17 protein-coding genes are annotated in these 18356 nt (G+C 72.8%); 9 read left to right on the forward strand and 8 right to left on the reverse strand.

Annotation, left to right across the window (positions count from 1 at the left end; genetic code table 11):
- Positions 1-95: 95 nt before the first annotated feature.
- The 4 genes from IG90_RS40925 to IG90_RS0133070 form a co-directional block, all read right to left on the reverse strand.
- Complete coding sequence (locus IG90_RS40925) at positions 96-515, reverse strand: hypothetical protein (RefSeq protein WP_051860364.1); 420 nt, start codon at positions 513-515, stop codon at positions 96-98.
- A gap of 165 nt (positions 516-680) precedes the next feature.
- On the reverse strand, positions 681-1607 hold the full coding sequence (locus tag IG90_RS0133060; protein WP_030593060.1) for a 1-phosphofructokinase family hexose kinase: 927 nt from the start codon (positions 1605-1607) through the stop codon (positions 681-683).
- Positions 1608-1765: 158 nt separating this feature from the next.
- Positions 1766-2923 carry an N-acetylglucosamine-6-phosphate deacetylase gene (gene nagA, locus IG90_RS0133065; RefSeq protein ID WP_030593064.1) on the reverse strand — a complete coding sequence of 386 codons (1158 nt, stop codon included), beginning with the start codon at positions 2921-2923 and terminating at the stop codon, positions 1766-1768.
- Entirely contained in the window at positions 2923-3813 is an 891-nt protein-coding gene (locus IG90_RS0133070; RefSeq protein WP_233436153.1) for an ROK family protein, read from the reverse strand. Before IG90_RS0133070 ends, nagA begins: the two co-directional genes overlap by 1 nt.
- Before the next feature lie 431 nt (positions 3814-4244).
- Here IG90_RS0133070 and IG90_RS0133075 point away from each other — a divergent pair, with 431 nt between their 5' ends.
- The gene (locus IG90_RS0133075; RefSeq protein ID WP_030593069.1) at positions 4245-5522 is read left to right on the forward strand and encodes an ABC transporter substrate-binding protein; all 1278 of its coding nucleotides are present in this window, start codon (positions 4245-4247) and stop codon (positions 5520-5522) included.
- Positions 5523-5573: 51 nt separating this feature from the next.
- Positions 5574-5894, forward strand: coding sequence for a DUF3263 domain-containing protein (locus IG90_RS0133080; protein WP_030593072.1), 321 nt, complete (start codon positions 5574-5576; stop codon positions 5892-5894).
- 63 nt (positions 5895-5957) lie between these two features.
- On the opposite strand, the gene IG90_RS0133085 is transcribed toward IG90_RS0133080, so the two are convergent.
- On the reverse strand, positions 5958-6638 hold the full coding sequence (locus IG90_RS0133085) for a phosphotransferase (protein ID WP_030593075.1): 681 nt from the start codon (positions 6636-6638) through the stop codon (positions 5958-5960).
- A gap of 185 nt (positions 6639-6823) precedes the next feature.
- Here IG90_RS0133085 and IG90_RS0133090 point away from each other — a divergent pair, with 185 nt between their 5' ends.
- Positions 6824-8191 carry an alpha-lytic protease prodomain-containing protein gene (locus IG90_RS0133090; RefSeq protein ID WP_030593078.1) on the forward strand — a complete coding sequence of 456 codons (1368 nt, stop codon included), beginning with the start codon at positions 6824-6826 and terminating at the stop codon, positions 8189-8191.
- Positions 8192-8324: 133 nt separating this feature from the next.
- Positions 8325-9200: a carbohydrate-binding protein gene (locus tag IG90_RS0133095; protein ID WP_030593081.1), complete on the forward strand. Its 876-nt coding sequence runs from the start codon at positions 8325-8327 to the stop codon at positions 9198-9200.
- 217 nt (positions 9201-9417) lie between these two features.
- Here IG90_RS0133095 and IG90_RS0133100 read toward each other — a convergent pair whose 3' ends face one another.
- Positions 9418-11094 (reverse strand): bifunctional 3'-5' exonuclease/DNA polymerase, encoded by a 1677-nt coding sequence (locus IG90_RS0133100; protein ID WP_030593084.1) that lies wholly within the window; start codon positions 11092-11094, stop codon positions 9418-9420.
- 87 nt (positions 11095-11181) lie between these two features.
- Between IG90_RS0133100 and IG90_RS0133105 the strand changes: the two genes are divergently transcribed.
- Genes IG90_RS0133105 through IG90_RS0133115 form a run of 3 tightly spaced genes read left to right on the forward strand, consistent with a single transcriptional unit; the run spans position 11182 to position 15492 of the window.
- Positions 11182-12093, forward strand: coding sequence for an NADP-dependent oxidoreductase (locus IG90_RS0133105; protein ID WP_030593087.1), 912 nt, complete (start codon positions 11182-11184; stop codon positions 12091-12093).
- A gap of 49 nt (positions 12094-12142) precedes the next feature.
- Positions 12143-13315, forward strand: a complete 1173-nt coding sequence (locus tag IG90_RS0133110; RefSeq protein ID WP_030593090.1) for a DUF2786 domain-containing protein — start codon at positions 12143-12145, stop codon at positions 13313-13315.
- 50 nt (positions 13316-13365) lie between these two features.
- Entirely contained in the window at positions 13366-15492 is a 2127-nt protein-coding gene (locus IG90_RS0133115; RefSeq protein WP_030593093.1) for an FUSC family protein, read from the forward strand.
- 27 nt (positions 15493-15519) lie between these two features.
- Here the strand turns inward: IG90_RS0133115 and IG90_RS0133120 are convergent, their stop codons facing one another.
- On the reverse strand, positions 15520-16038 hold the full coding sequence (locus IG90_RS0133120; protein ID WP_030593096.1) for a hypothetical protein: 519 nt from the start codon (positions 16036-16038) through the stop codon (positions 15520-15522).
- Positions 16039-16293: 255 nt separating this feature from the next.
- Here IG90_RS0133120 and IG90_RS0133125 point away from each other — a divergent pair, with 255 nt between their 5' ends.
- Entirely contained in the window at positions 16294-16536 is a 243-nt protein-coding gene (locus IG90_RS0133125; protein ID WP_030593101.1) for a DUF397 domain-containing protein, read from the forward strand.
- Between the two features lie 60 nt (positions 16537-16596).
- On the opposite strand, the gene IG90_RS0133130 is transcribed toward IG90_RS0133125, so the two are convergent.
- A complete protein-coding gene (locus IG90_RS0133130; RefSeq protein ID WP_030593104.1) occupies positions 16597-17103 on the reverse strand; it encodes an ATP-binding protein in 507 nt (168 codons plus the stop codon).
- Positions 17104-17459: 356 nt separating this feature from the next.
- Here IG90_RS0133130 and IG90_RS0133135 point away from each other — a divergent pair, with 356 nt between their 5' ends.
- A complete protein-coding gene (locus tag IG90_RS0133135; RefSeq protein ID WP_030593107.1) occupies positions 17460-18323 on the forward strand; it encodes a helix-turn-helix domain-containing protein in 864 nt (287 codons plus the stop codon).
- Positions 18324-18356 lie beyond the last annotated feature (33 nt).

An 18356-nucleotide genomic window follows, 5' to 3' on the forward strand; every position in this document is an offset into this window, starting at 1 on the left:
GCGCCGACGCCACCAAGCAACAGCCCGCCGCAGCCACTACCGACAACGGTCAACTGACCAACTCACCGGATAGATCACGAAACCGCACTGGAGTACTAGGCGCCCCAGGCCGTGCAGGAATTCAGCTTCTTCTCGCCTTCGAATACGGCTGCCTCGACGCCAACGAAGAATATGCCAGATGGGTTGATGGCGTACGACGTGTACTTAATTGTTCCGTTGTTCGCCCCGTTGGTGTCCTTCTGCCACTTCCACCTCTTGATCGTGCCGCTGGCGTCCTTCGTGACGAGGCGCGCCCTTGCGTGGTGGCCGTCAGCCTTGTCGTCGGAGAAGTACATGACGAAGTCGACTCGGTCGTCCGCGCCATCCCGGTTGGTGTTTACCTTGGCGGAGGCGCCAATAGTGGCGCAGGAGGCGCTGAGGGGTACGGCTTGCGCGGAACCTGTCATCTGCAGAGTTACGCCCAGAGTGACCGCGGCGATTCCAGCGGCCTTGAAAGTTTTCTTCCTGATGATCATGGCGAGAGGTTATCACGCGAGAATCGATATTCTACGTGATACTCGACCTTGGCTGATTTGTGGTGCCCGAAACGCTTCGACATTTTCGGCATCTGCTACTGATGATTCCCCGAGGTCGGAGACCTTCGTTTATGAGTGGGCACGATGTTGGTATTGTCTGGGCGGTCAGGGCGTCGGTGTGTGCGGCTCCACCGTGACACGCGGCAGCAGCTCCGCGTAGGCCGCCGCGTCGAACTCGCCGGCCGTCGGGGCCAGCACGGTCGCCGTCGACAGGGCCACCGCGCGGGCGAGGCGCTCCGGCCAGGCGAGGCCCTCGGCCAGGGCGGAGAGCAGTCCGGCCACCGCGGAGTCGCCGGCGCCGGTCGGGTTGCCGCGCACGGGTGCGGGCGGGGCGGCCCGCCAGACGCCGTCCGGGGTGACGGCGAGCACGCCCTCCGGGCCGAGCGACGCGATCACGGCGTGGGCCCCGCGCCGGCGGGCGTCGCCCGCGGCGCGCAGCGGTTCGCGGGAGCCGGTCAGCTGGGCCAGCTCCTCCGCGTTCGGCTTGACCAGGTCGGGGCGGGCGGCGATGCCCCGGCGCAGCGGTTCGCCACTGGTGTCGAGGAGGACGGGCACGGTGGCGGCGCGGGCGATCCGGACCAGCTCCGCGTAGGCCCCGACATGGATGCCGGGCGGCAGGGAGCCGCAGAGCGCGACCGCGTCGGCCCCGGCGACCAGTTCCTCGTACGTCCGCAGGAAGGCGTTCCATTCGGCGGGGCTCACCTGGGGTCCGGGCTCGTTGAGCTGGGTGGTGTCGCCGGTCGAGCGGTCGGTGATCGCCAGGGTGCGGCGGGTGTTCCCGGCCACGGGCACGAGGGCGTCGCGCGGCGGGAGCGGGGCGAGGAGATCGCGCAGGACGCCTCCGGTGGCCCCGCCGACGAAGCCGGTGACCACGCATCCGTGGCCCAGGGCGCCGAGGACGCGGGCGACGTTGAGGCCCTTGCCGCCGGGGCGTTCGGTGACCTCGCCGACCCGGTGGCTGCCGTGCGGGACGAGCGCGTCGACGGTGTACGTCACGTCGAGCGCGGTGTTCAGAGTGACGGTCAGGATCACTTCTGCGGTCCCTCCCTCGGTGTGCGGCCCCAGTGGTGCGCGCGTCCGGGGACGCCACGCGATTTTGATGATCATGTCAAAGCGGTGGCGGTCGGCCCAGTCCCGGGGGCCGGCCGCCATCTCTTCGTTACGTGCGTCGCGCGGCCCGCCGGCCGGCCTCAGGCCGTCTTCGGCTCGATGATCCACTCGCCCCGGCGCATGACGCCCTTGAGGACGAAGTCCTCGTCGAGGACCACCAGGTCGGCGTCCTTGCCCGGCTCGAGCGAGCCGACCCGGTCGTGGACGCCGAGCAGCCGGGCGGGGTTGGCGGAGATGGACCGGACGACGTCCTCGACGGGGATCCCGTCGAGGGTCACGGCCCGGCGGAACGCGGTGTCCAGGGTGAGCGTGGAGCCGGCGATCGAGCCGCCCTCCACCAGCCGTGCCACCCCGTCGGTGACCTCGACCGCGAGCGGGCCGAGCTGGTACTCCCCGTCGCCGAAGCCGGCGGCGTCCATCGCGTCGGTGATCAGCGCGACGCGGCCCGCGCCCTTGTGACGGTAGGCCAGCTCCAGGACGGCCGGGTGCAGATGCGTGCCGTCGTTGATCAGCTCGACGGTGATCCGGTCGTCCTCCAGGAGGGCGGCGATCGGGCCGGGCTCGCGGTGGGCGAGCGGCGGCATCGCGTTGAACAGGTGCGTGGCGACGGTCGCGCCCGCGTCGATCGCCTCGACGGTCTGCTCGTACGTCGCGTCCGTGTGGCCGATCGCGGCGATGACCCCGTGCTCGGCGAGCAGCCGTACGGAGTCGATGCCGCCGGGCAGCTCGGTGGCGAGGGTGAACATCCGGGCGGCGCCGCGCGCCGCGTCCAGCAGCTTGCGGACCTCGGCCGGGTCCGGGTCGCGCAGCAGCTCCTCGCTGTGGGCGCCCTTGCGGCACGGCGAGATGAAGGGGCCCTCGAAGTGGATCCCGGCCAGGTCGCCCTGCTCGACCAGCTCGGACAGGACGCCCGCGCGCCGGGCGAGGAAGTCCATCTCGCCGGTGACCGTGGAGGCGACCATCGTGGTGGTGCCGTGCTCGCGGTGCGTACGGATGCCGGTGAGGACCTCCTCCACGGTGCCGGAGGTGAAGGAGGCCCCGCCGCCGCCGTGGCTGTGCATGTCCACGAAGCCGGGGACCACCCAGTGGCCCGCGAGGTCGATGGTCCGGGCGCCCTCCGGTGCGGAACCGGAGATCCGGGTGCCCTCGACGGTCACCCGGCCGTCCTCGACGGTGCCGGTGGGGAGCACCACCCGGGCGCCGGCGAGAACGGTGCTGTCTGCTGCGCGTCCGGCCATCAGGCGGAAACCTCCGTGGAGAGTAGATCCCAGGCGAGCAGCCCCGCGCCCAGGCATCCGGCGGTGTCCCCGAGGGCCGCCGGGACGATGTGGGGCAGCTTCTGGAACGTGACGCGTTCCTCGACGGCCGCACGCAGTGGTGTGAACAAGGTTTCCCCGGCTTCGGCGAGACCGCCACCGATGATGAGCGTGCCGGGGTCGAGGAGGGTGAGCGCGGTGACGAGGCCGGCGGCGAGCGCGTCGATCGCGTCCTGCCAGACCCGGACCGCCGCCGGGTCGCCCGACTCGACGGCCTTCGCGCAGTCCGCGGCGTCCGCCCCGGGGTCCCCGGAGGCGGCGGCCCAGGCCCGGGTCACCGCGGCGGCGGACGCCAGCGTCTCCAGACAGCCGCGCTGGCCGCAGCTGCAGCCGGGGCCGTCCGGGCGGACCACGATGTGGCCGATCTCGCCCGCGTCCCCGTGGGCGCCCGCCTCGATCGCGCCCGCGATGCCGATGGCCCCGGCGATCCCGGTGCCCAGCGGGACGAACAGGAAGCGGTCCGTGCCGCGCCCGGCCCCGATCCGGCCTTCGGCGAGCCCGCCGGTGCGGACGTCGTGGCCGAGGGCGACGGGGACGCCGAGGCGTGTCCCCAGCAGGGCGCGCAGCGGTACGTCGCGCCAGCCCAGGTTCGCGGCGTACACCGCGATGCCCTTCTCGGCGTCGACGATGCCGGGCACGGCGACCCCGGCGGCGACGGCGCTCTCGCCGAGGTGCTCCTCGCCGTGGGCGCGCAGTTCTGCCGCGAACGCGAGGATCGACTCGACGACCGCGTCGGCGCCGCGCTCCCGGCCGGTGGCCCGCCGCGCCTCGTGGAGGAGGGTGCCGTCGGTCCCGACCAGTGCGGCCTTCATTCCGGTGCCGCCCACATCGAGGGCGATGACATGTCTCACGGGAGACAGTTTCGCCCGCCGACCCCCAATAGGTCTAGTCCACTAGCGCGGTTTGTTGCGCACCCATACAAAATGATGAACGAGTGAAGGCGGGTCTTTATCTGCCGGAAAGTCGCTGATGGGAAGTCCAGATCGGGGGAATCCGGCCCAAAGGTCTGGACCAAGATACGGTTCGAGGCCTCCGACTGCCAGTACCGGCAAGCCAGTTGTGGCCTCCAGGGCCCGTATACGTTGCCGAAGCGATACGCCGGTGGTGTAGACCTTCGCGTCGGCAATGGGGGAAAATCGCAGTTCATCCGGACGGTGTCCAGGACAGGGCGGCACAGCCGCGGCCGAGCAGAGGCCGCCGGCCGACGCCGTGCGCGCCGTCCGTGAGCAGGCGATCGACGAGGATGGGCGAGGCTGTGCAGCGGCGCTTTTTGGGTCTGACCGCGGTGGTGGCCGCGCTGGGAATGACGGCAACGTTGTCCGGTTGCGGAGGTGACACCGGCTCGGGCGAAGTCACGCTCAAGCTGGTGGCCGCCGACTACGGCACCGGCCCGGAGAACAGCTCCGAGAAGTACTGGAGCGGGGTCGCTTCGGGCTTCGAGAAGGAGCACCCCGGCATCAAGGTCGACGTCACCGTCCTCTCCTGGAAGGACGTCGACCGTGAGGTCGCCGCGATGGTCAAGGCCGGCAACGCCCCGGACATCGCCCAGATCGGCGCGTACGCGGACTACGCCAAGCAGGGCAAGCTCTACACCGCCGACGAGACGCTCGCGATCCGCACCGCGGCGAACTTCCTCCCGTCGCTCACCGACGCGGGCAAGGTCAACGGCACCCTGTACGGGCTGCCCTTCGTCGCCAGCACCCGGCTGCTCTTCTACAACCAGAAGCTCTTCGACCAGGCGGGCCTGGACGCCCCCGAGACCTGGGACGACATCCGGAACGACGCCACCGCGCTCAAGGCGAAGGGCGTCGACTACCCCTTCGCCCTGCCGCTCGGCCAGGAGGAGGCCCAGGCCGAGACCATGATGTGGCTGCTCAGCGGTGGCGGCGGCTACACGGACGACGTCGGGGCGTACGACATCGACTCGGCCGAGAACGTCGCCACGTTCCGCTGGCTGCGGGACAACCTCGTCGGCAAGGGCCTCACCGGCCCGGTCGAGCCCGGCAAGCTGGACCGGGCGAAGGCGTTCGAGGCGTTCGCCGCGGGCAAGGTCGGCATGCTCAACGGTCACCCCACCCTGATGGACGAGGCCGAGGCCGAGGGCGTCAAGGTCGGCATGGTGCCGCTGCCCGGCTTCGACGGCCCGACCAAGGGCTCCATGGGCGTCGCCGACTGGATGATGGGATTCAAGGAGAACGGCCACCGTCAGGAGATCGGCAAGTTCTTCGACTACGCCTACACCGACGAGAACGTGCTGGAGTTCGCCGAGGAGTACGCCCTGCTCCCGGTGACCGGCAGCGCGTCCGCCGCGATGGAGACCGACAAGAAGCACAAGAAGCTGCACGAGTTCCTGGCCGCGCTGCCCAACTCGACCCTGCCCCCGTTCGGCAAGACGTCCTGGGCCACGGTCAGCGACGCGATCAAGAAGAACATCGGCAGCGCGGTCGCGCCGGGCAGCAACCCCGAGAGCATCCTCGGAGGGATAGCCGCCGAGGCGACCCAGGCGGAGGCCGCCGAGTAGCTGCCGCGGGCCGCGGATGCGGTGTCGGGGGTGGGCATTAGGTTGGTTGATATGACCGCCCCCGACCCGTCCGCCCCCGACCCGTCCGCCCCCGACCCCGCCGCCCCGGTCGCCGCCGACGAACCCGCCCCGGCCCCCGTGCCGTCCCCCGGGCTGTCCGTGAGGGACCGGGCACTGCTGACCCTGGAGCGGCGGTCCTGGGCGGGGCCCGGAGCGAAGGAACGGGCGATCCGCGAGGAGCTCGGCATCTCGCCGGTCCGCTACTACCAGTTGCTGAACGCGCTGATCGAGGACGAGCGGGCGCTGCGCGAGGACCCGGTCACGGTGAACCGGCTGCGGCGCGTGCGCGACGCGAAGCGCGGCCGGCGCTGAGCGCAGCCTGCCGGGAACCCCGCCCCCGGGCCCCCGCTCCTCGGTCGCCGGAGGGGCTCGAAGCTACCGGGCGCAGCTGATCACCAGGTCCACCGCCCGGTCCAGGCAGCCCCGTTCGTGGTCGGTCAGACGGGGGTTCGCCCGCTGGCGGGTGCGGGCCAGGGCCAGATCGGCGGCCGACACCCCGCCGTCGTCGGAGAGTTCCGTGAGCAGCGCCGCCAGCAGCGGCCGCACGTCCGCCCCGGCCGGGGACGCCGGGTCGAGCGCGATCCGGGCCAGGGCCAGCGCCGACATCGCCCGGTCGAGGCCGGGCGGCCCCTCCGTCGCGGTGGACCAGTCGATCACCACCGCGCCGCCCTGCGTCAGGATCACGTTCTCCGGACGCAGGTCCAGGTGGAGCACGCAGTCCTCCGGGTTCGCCGAGACCCGGGGCGGTATGGCGTGGAGCTCGCGCAGCAGACCGGCGAGGAGCGCGCCCGCCTCGGCCGCCCCCAGCCGCCCCGCGGGCAGGGCCTCGGCCAGGGTCGGGCCGGACAGCCGCTGGAGCACCAGGTCCGTGGGGCGGGCCCCCTCGGCGGGCGGACCGATGCGCGGCACCGGGAACCCGAAGGCGCCGACGTACGACATCACGGCCAGCTCCCGCGTGGTGTCGGCGCGGTCCCGGTAACGGCGAAGGACCCAGGAGCCGTCGAGCGCGTACACGTCGGCGGTGCGTCCCGAGCCCAGAAGTTGCCCTGTGTGCATGAGGGCGAACCTACCCGGGCCCCCCGCCGAAAGGGAGACGGCTTCCGGCTTCGCCCCATAACGCGGAGGGAGGGGGCGAACGGGATCTCCTGCGCGGGGTGTCACCGCCGCTACGGTTTCGGCAATTCCCTGGTCCGGACCAACCCCCGCCGGATCCGGACATCCCCTGAACCAAGGAGAGTTACGTGGAGAGAACCACGCTCCGCAGACGCGCCCTCGTCGCCGGCACCGCCACGGTGGCCGTGGGTGCGCTCGCCCTCGCCGGGCTCACCGGCGTGGCGTCCGCCGGCCCCGCGGGCACCACCGCCCCACCGGTCTCCGCCGACAGCCTGTCACCCGGACTGCTGGCCGCCATGGAGCGCGACCTCGGCCTGGAGGCGGACGACGCCCGCAGCCGGATAGCCAACGAGTACCGTGCCGCCGCCGTCGCCGCCGGGCTGGAGAAGTCCCTCGGCGCCAGCTTCGCCGGAGCCCGGGTCAGCGGTGCGAAGGCGGTCCTGACCGTCGCCACCACCGACGCCTCCCAGACCGCCCGGATCACCGGGGCCGGGGCGAAGGCCGAGGTCGTCGGCCACAGCCTGGACCGGCTCGAAGGGGTCACGGAGGCCCTCGACAAGGCCGCGCTGCGCAGAACGCCGAAGGACGTGCCCGTCTGGTACGTCGACGTCGAGGCCAACCGGGTCGTCGTGAACGCCGCGAGCACCACGGCCGGACAGGCGTTCGTCAAGGCGGCCGGGGTCGACAGCGGGCTCGTCACCGTCGCCCGGTCCGCCGAGCGGCCCCGCGCCCTCGCGGACCTGCGGGGCGGCGACGCGTACTACATGAACGGCTCCGGCCGCTGCTCCATCGGCTTCTCCGTCAAGCGCGGCACCCAGAACGGCTTCGCCACGGCGGGCCACTGCGGACGGGTCGGCACGACGACCACCGGCGTCAACCAGCAGGCCCAGGGCACCTTCCAGGGCTCGACCTTCCCCGGCCGCGACTACGCCTGGGTCGCCACCAACGCCAACTGGACGCCGCGTCCGCTGGTGAACGGCTACGGGCGGGGCGACGTCACCGTCGCCGGCTCCACCTCGGCCGTCGTCGGCGCCTCGGTCTGCCGCTCCGGCTCCACCACGGGCTGGCACTGCGGCACCATCCAGCAGCTCAACACCAGCGTCACCTACCCGGAGGGCACCATCTCCGGCGTGACCCGCACCAGCGTCTGCGCCGAACCGGGCGACTCCGGCGGCTCGTACATCTCCGGCAACCAGGCGCAGGGCGTCACCTCTGGCGGCTCGGGCAACTGCTCGTCCGGCGGTACGACGTACTTCCAGCCGCTCAACCCGCTGCTCCAGGCGTACGGGCTGACCCTGGTCACCAGTGGCGGGCCGACGGACCCGCCCACCGACCCGCCCACCGACCCGCCGGGCGGCACCTGGGCGGCCGGCACGACCTACGCCGCCGGAGCCACGGTGACGTACGGCGGAGCGACCTACCGCTGCCTCCAGGGACACACGGCCCAGGCCGGCTGGACCCCCGCGGCCGTCCCGGCGCTCTGGCAGCGGATCTGACCGCCCCGGCCCGTACGGGTGTCACCACCCGGCACCCGTACGTCCGCCGCGGCCGGCCCGGCGTCACCGAACCTCCTGAACCTCTCCGCCTCCCCGCACCGAGGACTCCGAGGAAACCGTCATGACCCCACACATGGACAACGCGACCCCCCATGACCCGAACGCGTCCGACGAGGCGTCGGGCGACCGGCGGCGGACCAGCCGCGAAGGTCTCAGCCGCAAGAGCCTCCTGAAGGCCGCGTTCGTCGCGGGCGCGGCACCCCTGCTCGCCGGAGGGGGCGTCGCACTCGCGCGGGACGCCGCCTCCACCGGGAGCGGGCCGCTGGCCCCCACCCCGGAGTGCGACGACGGCGACGACACGACGCCCCCGCAGATGGAGGGGCCGTACTTCAAGCCCAACTCGCCGCGCCGCACCAGCCTGGTGACCCCGGGCACCCCCGGCGTACCGCTCACCGTGAGCGGCTACGTCTTCGGCCGGGCCTGCCGGCCGATCTCCGGGGCGCTGCTCGACTTCTGGCAGGCCGACACCAACGGGTCCTACGACATGGCCCGGTTCGCCTTCCGGGGGCACCAGTTCACCGGGACGGACGGGTCGTTCAGCCTCACCACCATCGTGGCGGGCCTCTACCCGGGCCGTACGCGGCACATCCACGTGAAGGCGCAGGCACCCGGCGGCCGCATCCTCACCACCCAGCTGTACTTCCCGAACGAGCCGCGCAACAACACCGACGCCCTGTTCGACCCGGAGCTGCTGATGAACGTCCGCAGCGTCGGGAACGGGCGCCAGGGCACCTTCGACTTCGTCCTGGACGTCGCCCAGACGCCCGGCCCGACCGATCCGCCCACCGACCCACCGACCGAGCCGGGGACCAGCTGGGCCGCCGGCACCTCCTACCGCGCGGGCGACCGCGTGACCTACGGCGGGGTCGCCTACCGCTGTCTGCAGGCGCACCAGGCCATGTCCGGCTGGGAGCCGCCCAACGTCCCCGCGTTGTGGGAACGCGGGTAGACGACAGAGACAGCGAGCGCGCACCACCGCCCGCGCCCCGTTCACGCCGTCCGGCGCGTGAACGGGGCGCTCCTCCGTGCCCGGCCGGGGAAAGCGGGCTGCTGCCCGAGGGCCTTTCCGCGGGCGAGAAGACGGACGGCGGGGACGAGTTCGCCCCGGGTCGTCGTCGACGACGGTGGCCCTCCCGGCCGTGCGCCAGGCCCGCCGGGCCCGCCGGTCACTTCGCGTCCGCATACCGCTCCACCACCGCCGTCGTGAAGGGGAACCGCACCGGCGTCTCCCCGAAGGCGGTCCGCCCGGCCAGCTCGCCGGCCGCGCGGATCGCCTCGACGACGGCGGCACTCTCCCCGGCCGGGCAGTGCACGATCACCTCATCGTGCTGGAAGAACACCAACTGCGCCCGCAGCCCCTGCTCGAAGAGCGTCCGGCGCAGCCCGGCCAGGAGCAGCAGCGCCCAGTCGGCCGCACTGCCCTGCACCACGAAGTTACGGGTGAAGCGCCCCCGGGCCCGCGCCGTACCGCCGTCGGACGCGGCCCCGGGGCCCTCGGGTCCTTCCTGGGGGATGCCCGCCTCCTCGTCCTGGCCCGCCGACGCGACCGGCGGGCTGGTCCGGCCCAGCCAGGTCCGCACCACGCGCCCCTCCTCGCCGGCCCGCGCCGCGTCGTCGACATAGGCGACGGCCAGCGGGAAACGGCGGCGCAGGGCGGCCAGGTTCTTCAGGCCGTCGCCGGACGTCTGGCCGTAGACCGCACCGAGCAGCGCCAGCTTGGCGTGCTCGCGGTCACCCTGGAACGCCCGGTCGGACAGGGCCTTGTAGAGGTCGCCGTCGTGGCCGGCCACCTCCATCAGACCCCGGTCGCGGGAGATCGCCGCCAGCACCCGGGGCTCCATCTGGTCGGCGTCCGCGACGACGAGGCGCCACCCCTCGTCGGCGACGACGGCCTGCCGTATCACCTTGGGGATCTGGAGGGCCCCGCCGCCGTTGGTCGTCCAGCGGCCGCTGACCGTGCCGCCCGGCTGGTACTCCGGGCGGAAACGGCCCTCGCGCACCCAGTCCTGGAGCCAGGACCAGCCGTGCGCCGTCCAGATCCGGTACAGCTTCTTGTACGCGATCAGCGGCTCGACCGCCGGATGGTCCAGCTCCTCCAGCTCCCAACGCCGGGTCGACTTCACCGGGATCCCCGCCTGCGCGAACGCCTTCACCACATCGGCGGGCAGGTCCGGGCGGACCCTTCTGCCGAACGCCGCCGACACCTCGTCCGCCAGCTCCGCGAGCCTGCGGGGCTCGCCGCCGCCCGCGTACCGCTCGCCCAGCAGTCCGGTCAGCAGCTCCCGGTGGACGTCGGCCCGCCAGGGCAGCCCGGCCCGGTGCATCTCGGCGGCCACGAGCATCCCCGCCGACTCCGACGCGGTCAGCAGACGCATCCGGTCCGGGTGCTCCGCCGCGTCGTGGCGGCGCACCTGGTCCGCGTAGACCCGCAGCAGCCCCTCGAAGGGCACCCCGGGGCCCGACGACGGCTCGAAGAGGGAGGACTGCGCGCCCGGTTCGGCGGACCGGGCGGGCGGGTCCGGCGGCACCGGCGCGTTGTCCAGCCGGGCCAGCGCGGCGGCCGCCGACCGGGGCTCGCCGAGCCGCCCGGCGTGCCCGAGCAGCAGCAGTTCGGCGCACTCGATGTCGTAGCACCGCTCGACCCGGACCCCGGCGGCCAGCAGCCGGGGGTAGATCCCGGCGGTCGACCGCCACACCCAGCGCACCACATCGGGCCGGGAGCGGACCGCCTCGACGAGGTCGGGCTCGGCGACGACGGGACCGGTGGGCGTGCCGTCCCGGGCCAGCGGCGCGAGCAGCGCCCCGCCCCCGTCCGCAGCCGCCACCGCCCACCGTTCGGTCATGGGTGCGAGTCTGGCACCCGCCACTGACAGCGCCCCGGAAGCGGGCGCCGACTGGCCGCCCGTCCGCGCAGCCGTGATGATCACCCCATGGAAGCGATCGTGTACGAGGAGTTCGGTGGCCCCGGCGTCCTGCACCTGGCCCGGCTGGACCAGCCGCGCCCCGGCCCCGGCCAGGTCCGGGTCGCCGTGCGGGCGGCCGGGGTCAACCCGATCGACCACAAGATCAGGAACGGCTGGATGGAGGGCGCCTTCCCCACCCCGCTGCCCGCCACGCCCGGCACCGAGTTCGCCGGGGTGGTCCAGGAGACGGGGGCGGGCGTCACCGCGTTCGCCCCCGGCGACGAGGTTCTCGGCTGGAGCGCCACCGGCTCCTACGCCACCGAGGCGCTGGCCGAGGCCGCCTCCCTCGCGCGTAAGCCGGAAGGGCTGTCCTGGGAGGAGGGCGCCGCGCTGCCCGTCGCGACCGACACCGCCTCCCGGGTCCTGGACGAACTCGCGGTGGCCGAGGGCGAGACGCTGCTCCTGCACGGGGCGGGCGGTGGCGTCGGCTCCGTCGCCGTGCAGCTCGCGGCGGCCCGCGGCGCGACCGTCATCGGCACCGCGTCCCCGGCCAACCACGACTTTCTGCGGGTGCTGGGCGCGGTCCCGGCGGCGTACGGGGACGGGCTCGTCGAGCGGGTGCGGGAGCTGGCCCCGGAGGGCGTGGACGCGGTGTTCGACGCGTCGGGGCGCGGCGCGCTGCCCGCCTCCATCGAGCTGCGCGGCGGCACGACCGACCGGATCGTCACCATCGCGGACGGGGACGCCGCCGAGCTGGGCGTCGCCTTCTCCTCCGGCGGCGCCCCCTCGGCCGACCGCCTCGCGGAGAACGCCCGCCTCGCGGAGTCCGGTGAGCTGCGCGTGGAGATCGCCCAGGTCTTCCCGCTGGCCGACGCCGCGAGCGCCCACGCCCTGAGCGAGGGGGGCCACGTCCGGGGCAAGCTGGTGCTGCTGCCGTAGGAAGACGGCGGGGACCGGCCTGTCCGTGCGGCCGCCTACCCTTGGCCGGATGGAATCGGTGATCGACCGGGCGTGCGCGGCGGCCCTCTACGCGGAGGGCGACGCGGCCCTGGACACCGGCGCGTCCCTGCTCGCCGCCGCCCCGGACGCCGACGCGGAGGCGCACCGGCGCGGCGAGGAGTTCGTGCGCCGGGCCTGGGACCGGGGCTGGCACCCCGCCGACCTGATCAGGTTCGTCCGCCGTGAGCTGGACGAGCGGCGGGCGGCGCTGGCCGCGACCCTGATCGCCGCCGAGACCGCCCGGTACGCACAGCTCCCGCCCCGCTGGCGGCAGCAGCTCGCCGAGCTTCCGCCGCCCGTTCCCCGCAACCGTCCCGACCGGTTCAGCTACGCCGCCGACCTGCTGGAGCTGTACCGGCTGCTGCTGCGGCTGCCCGCCATCGAGCCCGTGGGACCGCCGCCCGGCACCGCCGCCGACCACCTGCACCGCGCGCCCGCCGCCGACGAGCCCCGCATGCTCACCCGGATCCGGGCGCTGCTGGCGAAGGCGGAGGCGACCGGCTTCCCGGAGGAGGCCGAGGCGCTGACCACGAAGGCGCAGGAGCTGATGGCCCGGCACAGCATCGACGAAGCCCTCCTCGCCGCCCGGAGCCGGAGCCGCGAGACGCCCGGCGCCTGCCGGATCGGGGTGGAGCCCCCGTACGAGAGCGCCAAGGCGATCCTGCTCGACGCGGTCGCCTCGGCGAACCGCTGCCAGGCCGTGTGGAACGACGACCTCGGCTTCACGACGGTCGTCGGCTTCGAGCCGGACCTGGAGGCCGTCGAGCTGCTGTTCACCTCCCTGCTCGTCCAGGGGACGGCCGCGATGACCCGGGCGGAGGCCGGGCAGCGTGCCGGGGGGCGCAAGCGGACCAAGACCTTCCGGCAGGCGTTCCTGATGGGGTACGCCCAGCGGCTCGGCCGCCGGCTCGCCGACGGCGCCGAGCGGGTCACGGCGGCGGCCGAATCCGATACGGATCAGGGCGCCGGGCTGCTTCCCGTCCTCGCCGCCCGCGACGTCGCGGTCACCGACACCGCCGGGCGGATGTTCCCGAGGACCACGACCACCCGGGTCCGCGGCGTCAGTGACCTGGACGGCTGGACGCACGGCACCGAGGCCGCCGACCGGGCCCGCATGGGCAGCGGCGCACCCCAGGGACCCGACGGCGAAATCATGGCGTAAGGCCGACCGGCGAAGCCCGGCTTGTCCGGATTTGCGGTTAGGCTCGGCCCATGAGCTGGCTCCGGGCGCTGAAGGAGACCGCCCGCTCGGGGCTGGAGATCGAGCGGCAGAGACTGGAACCCCTCATCGCCTTCCGCGGTGCGGCCGGCCTCGCCCTCGTCGTCGGCACCAGCCTGGTGCTGTTCGGGCCGGAGATCGCGGCGAGTTCCGCGTTCGGCGCGTTCTCGGCGGCCATCGCCACCTTCCAGCGCAGTTGGCGGCCCCGCCCGGTCCTCGCCCTGGTCTCCGGCGTGAGCCTCGCCCTCTCGACGTTCGTCGGCTACGTCAGCGGCGCGCACGTCGTGCTCTTCCTCTGCCTGCTCGGGGCGTGGACCTTCCTCGCCGGCCTCGCCTGGGCAGCGGGCCCCACGGGCGGCATCATCGCCTCGTCCAACGTCGCGATCATGCTGGTGACGATCACCCTGCCCACCTCGGTCGTGGACGCCGCCGTCCACGCGGGGATGATCGCCGCCGGCGGCCTGGTGCAGGCGGCGCTCATCGTCCTCCTCCCGGTCCGCAGATGGGGCGCGCAGCGCGACGCCCTCGCCGACGCGCTCGCCGCCGAGGCCGACTACGCCCGGCGGCTGCGGTACGACCCGGTCGCCCCCTTCGACCCGCTGCCCCTGATGACCGCCCGCAGCGCCGCCGCCGTCACCCCGCGGGAGGCCCGCCGCCGCCCCGCCGAACTGCACGGGGCCCGGGGGGTCGCCGAGCGGCTGCGCCCGGTGCTCGCCTCGCTCGCGGACCCGGCGATGGGGGTGCCGGGCGACGGTCTGGAGCGGCTCTGGGTGAACGAGCTGCTCGGCGCGGCCGGATCGGTCCTGGACGCCGCCGCGCGGGCCGTCCGGCACGGCGAGTCCGTCCACCTCTCCGCCACCGACCTGGGCGTCCTGAAGACCCCCGACAACGACGTGATCCTCGTCGGGCCCGCCCGTCGCGCCGCCGACCGGCTCGCGGCCCTGCTCGACGACGTCCTGGAGATCGCGGAGGGCACCGGGACCGACAGCGGGGTCCCCTCCGGCCTCGCCCCGGACACCCGGCACCGGCCCACCCTGCTGAAGCTGATCCCGGTGGTGCTGGCCTCGATGCGCCGCGAGCTGCACCACGGCTCGCCGATCATGCGCCACGCCATCCGGGTCGCGGTGGTCGCCGTCTGCGGCTACTTCGTGGGCGAGGCCGTGCCGCTCGGCCACGGCTACTGGGCGCCGATGACCGCCGTCATGGTGATGCGTCCCGAGTTCTCGCAGACGTACGCCCGCGCCGCGGGCCGCTTCGGCGGCACCCTGGTCGGTGTCGGGCTCGCCACCGCCGTCGTGCAGACCGCGCATCCCGACGCCCGGCTCTCCGCGCTCCTCGCGGTGATCTGCGCCGGGCTGATGTACCTGCTGATGCGCACCGGCTACGCGGTCGGCCAGGTCTGCGTCGCCGCGTACGTCGTCTTCCTGCTCGGCATGGCCGGCGACGACTGGTCCCAGACCGTCACGGAACGCATCGTGCTGACGCTCGTCGGCGGACTCCTCGCGATGATCTCGTACGCCGTCTACCCGGCCTGGGAGACCCCGCGGCTGCGCAACCGGCTGGCCGAGTGGCTGGTGGCGGACGGGCGGTACGCGGCCACGGTCGTCGACCGGTACGCGAACCCCGCCGACCGGGACGCCGAGGACGTCCGGGACGCGCTGATCGCCACCCGGGAGGCCCGTGTGGCGTGGCAGGAGGCGCTGGCGACCGCCCAGCACGAACCCGTACGCCACCGGGGCATCTCCCGGGCCGCCGCCACCGACGCCCAGCACGCGCTGGCCCAGCTGGGCCGGTCCGCGATGGTCCTGGAGGCCCATCTTCCGGCCCGGTCGGCCGATCCGGTGCCCGGCGCGGCCCAGTTGGCCGAGGCGTTGCGCCGGGCCACCGAGAAGGGCGCCAAGGCGGTACGGGAGCGGCGGCTGCCGGACTGGCAGGCGGTGGTGGACGCGGTGGCCCACTGGGACATGCCCACGCCGACGGAGGACGGTACGAGTCCGGTCGGCGACCCGGTCGTGCGCCGGGGCGCGGCGCTGCTCCTGGACGCGCTGGAGGAGTTCACCCGTGCCCTGGACGAGCGCGGCGGCTCCACCCGGGTCAGCAGCACGCTCGCCGACAGCTGAGCGCGCGGCCTCCGGCAGCGACGTTCCCTACGGAGCGGGCACCTCCGGCAGGTCCGGGAGGCCGGGGAGCGAGGGCATGCCGCTCGGCAGCTTGCCCGGGTCGGCCTTGGTGAGGGTGTCCTTGATGCCGCCGTCCCACGAGACGACCAGCTTCGTGCCGTCGACGGATTCGATCGCGCCCATCGCTCGGTCGGTGGAGCCGCCGGTGCACTTCAGCGCGAGCATCGGCTCGCCGCCCATGTCCTTCACATCGCCCTGGCACACGGACTGGTCGGCGACGAGGGCGACCTTGCGGGCGGTGATGGACGCGGTGACGTTCTTTCCGTCCGTCAGCCCCACCCAGGTGCCCTCCAGCGCGGCGGCGTCCGTGCCGCCGCTGCCGGCGGACTCCCCGGAGCCGTTGTCACCGCCGCCACCGGGGTTCGCGCTCGCCGTGGAGTCCGCGCCGGAATCCTTGCCCGCGTCATCGCCGCCGCACGCGGTGAGCGCCAGCGAGGCGGCGAGAGCGGCGGCCATGACGGCGCCGGTGCGTAGAGACCTGGTCACGTGGAGTTCCCCCTTGCGGTTTTCCGGTCGAAAGACCGCGCCACGTTACCAAGGTCCGTACGGATCAACTCTGTTGAGCGGGAGCGAAATAGGCGTGCCGTTCGTCTCTCTTCCGGGAGGCCGAGGCCGGGGCGGATAAGCCTGTAATCAAAGGAACACCCGGCGTGCACGTGCATCTGCTCATGCATTGGCATATGAACAGAGCTATGATCCGAGCTAGTTGACACTTGCACCTTGCAACTCGGGGAGCGTCCTGTGCACCACGTGTACAACGGCATGGCGGCCGCAGAGCTTCGCGGAGTCGTCTGGCAGAAGAGCAGGCACAGTAACTCCCAGGGATCCTGCGTGGAGTTCGCGCGGCTGCCCGGAGGGAATGTGGCGATGCGGAACTCCCGTCACCCCGACGGGCCCGCCCTCGTCTACACGCCCGCGGAGATCGAGGCGCTGCTGCTGGGCGTCAAGGACGGCGAGTTCGACCACCTGGCCGCCGGCGCCTGATTCGCCCAGGCCACCGGCGCACTGACGCCGGCCCGGCCCGTGACGGGCCGGACCGGGGTCCTACGAAAGCGACTTCGCGTTCTCCGGCAGCCGGAAAAGGGCCCAGACCACCTTGCCGTACAGCGGACCCGAAGGCAGTTCCCCGAGCGGTACGGGGGAGGGGTGCCAGCCCCAGCTGTCGCTGACGCATTCCACCAGGAACAGTCCACGGCCGGATTCGGCCGAATCCGCGGCCTGGCCCGCCACCGGGCTCTCCCGGCCGGGATCGCGCACCGCGCACACCAGCCGCGAGGTCCAGCGCATCAGGTGCAGTCGCACCGGCGGGTCCTGGAACTCCCGGGGCGGATCGCCGGGCAGCGCGTGGCGCAGGGCGTTGGTGACGAGTTCGGACACCACCAGTGCGACATCGTCGAAACGGTCGCCCAGCTCCCATCGCTCCAGCGTGGTCCGGGTGAACTTCCGTGCCCCGCCGACCGCTTCGTAGCGTGCGGGCAGAGCGCAGGACGCCGATCCGGCAACCCCTGAGGGGTCGGTGGGGGGAAGCCCCTGCCGTAACGGCTCGAGCATCGTCGATCCATTCGTCCCCATACGAGGCACTCCCGGGATTCGCGGCTGTAGCGGCACTGCCTGTAGCGGTACTGCGGGGGGTACAGCGGCACAACACGAGCACGCAGGTGCGCGAGGACCATGGTTCCGAATGCGCAGGGCAGATGCAAGGGCAGATGCACGTGCACGCGCCGGACCTGCCCGATACCGTGGTGGTTCTGGGGCATTTCTTCCTGAGGTCAGTTTCGGAGCTTTCTGGACGTCTTCCCATTTCCGTAATCGAATGAGTACGGGCTGAAGCGTTTTGGTGGCAGAATCCGGCACTCGGGGTTCCGGGGGGCTCCGGTGCCAGGTAGGCGATGGGGAGGGTCGGACCAGTGTCGGCAGGCGAGTCGAGTGGATCGGTGGTGCGGCGCATCCTCCTGGGCTCTCAGCTCAGGAGACTGCGGGAGTCGCGCGGTATCACCCGTGAGGCGGCCGGCTACTCGATCCGGGCCTCCGAATCGAAGATCAGCCGCATGGAGTTGGGACGGGTGAGCTTCAAGGCCAGGGATGTCGAGGACCTGCTCACGCTCTACGGAGTCGCGGACGAGGCGGAGCGGGACTCACTCCTCGGCCTGGCCCGCGAGGCCAATGTGGCGGGATGGTGGCACAGTTACGGAGACGTGCTGCCCGGCTGGTTCCAGACGTACATCGGTCTGGAGGGCGCGGCCTCCCTTATTCGTATCTACGAAGTCCAGTTCGTGCACGGGCTGTTGCAGACCGAGGCGTACGCCCACGCCGTCGTCTCGCGCGGGATGCGAGGCGCATCGCCCGCCGAGATCGACCGCCGGGTGGCCCTGCGCCTGGAGCGTCAGAAGGCGCTCGTCTCGGAGCGTGCCCCGAAGTTCCACGCCGTTCTCGACGAGGCGGCGCTGCGTCGTCCGTACGGCGAACGCGACGTCATGCGTGCCCAGTTGCGGCATCTGATCGATATGTCGGAGCAGTCGAACATCACGCTTCAGGTCATGCCCTTCAGCCACGGCGGACATGCGGGCGAGAGCGGCTCATTCACGATGCTGCGTTTCCCGGAATCCGACCTGTCGGACATTGTCTATCTGGAGCAGCTGACGAGCGCGCTCTATCTGGACAAGCCCGAGGAAGTCGCGCAGTACGAAAAGGCCATGGCGGGCCTCGCCCAGGACAGCCCCGCGCCGGAAGAGAGCCGGGATCTTCTGCGCGGTCTACTCCAACTGACGTAATTTCTCAGTACGATGACGTCGCATCAGGAGTCT

Origin of the sequence: Streptomyces anulatus (assembly GCF_000721175.1) — a bacterium.
Lineage (GTDB): Bacteria > Actinomycetota > Actinomycetes > Streptomycetales > Streptomycetaceae > Streptomyces > Streptomyces anulatus_C.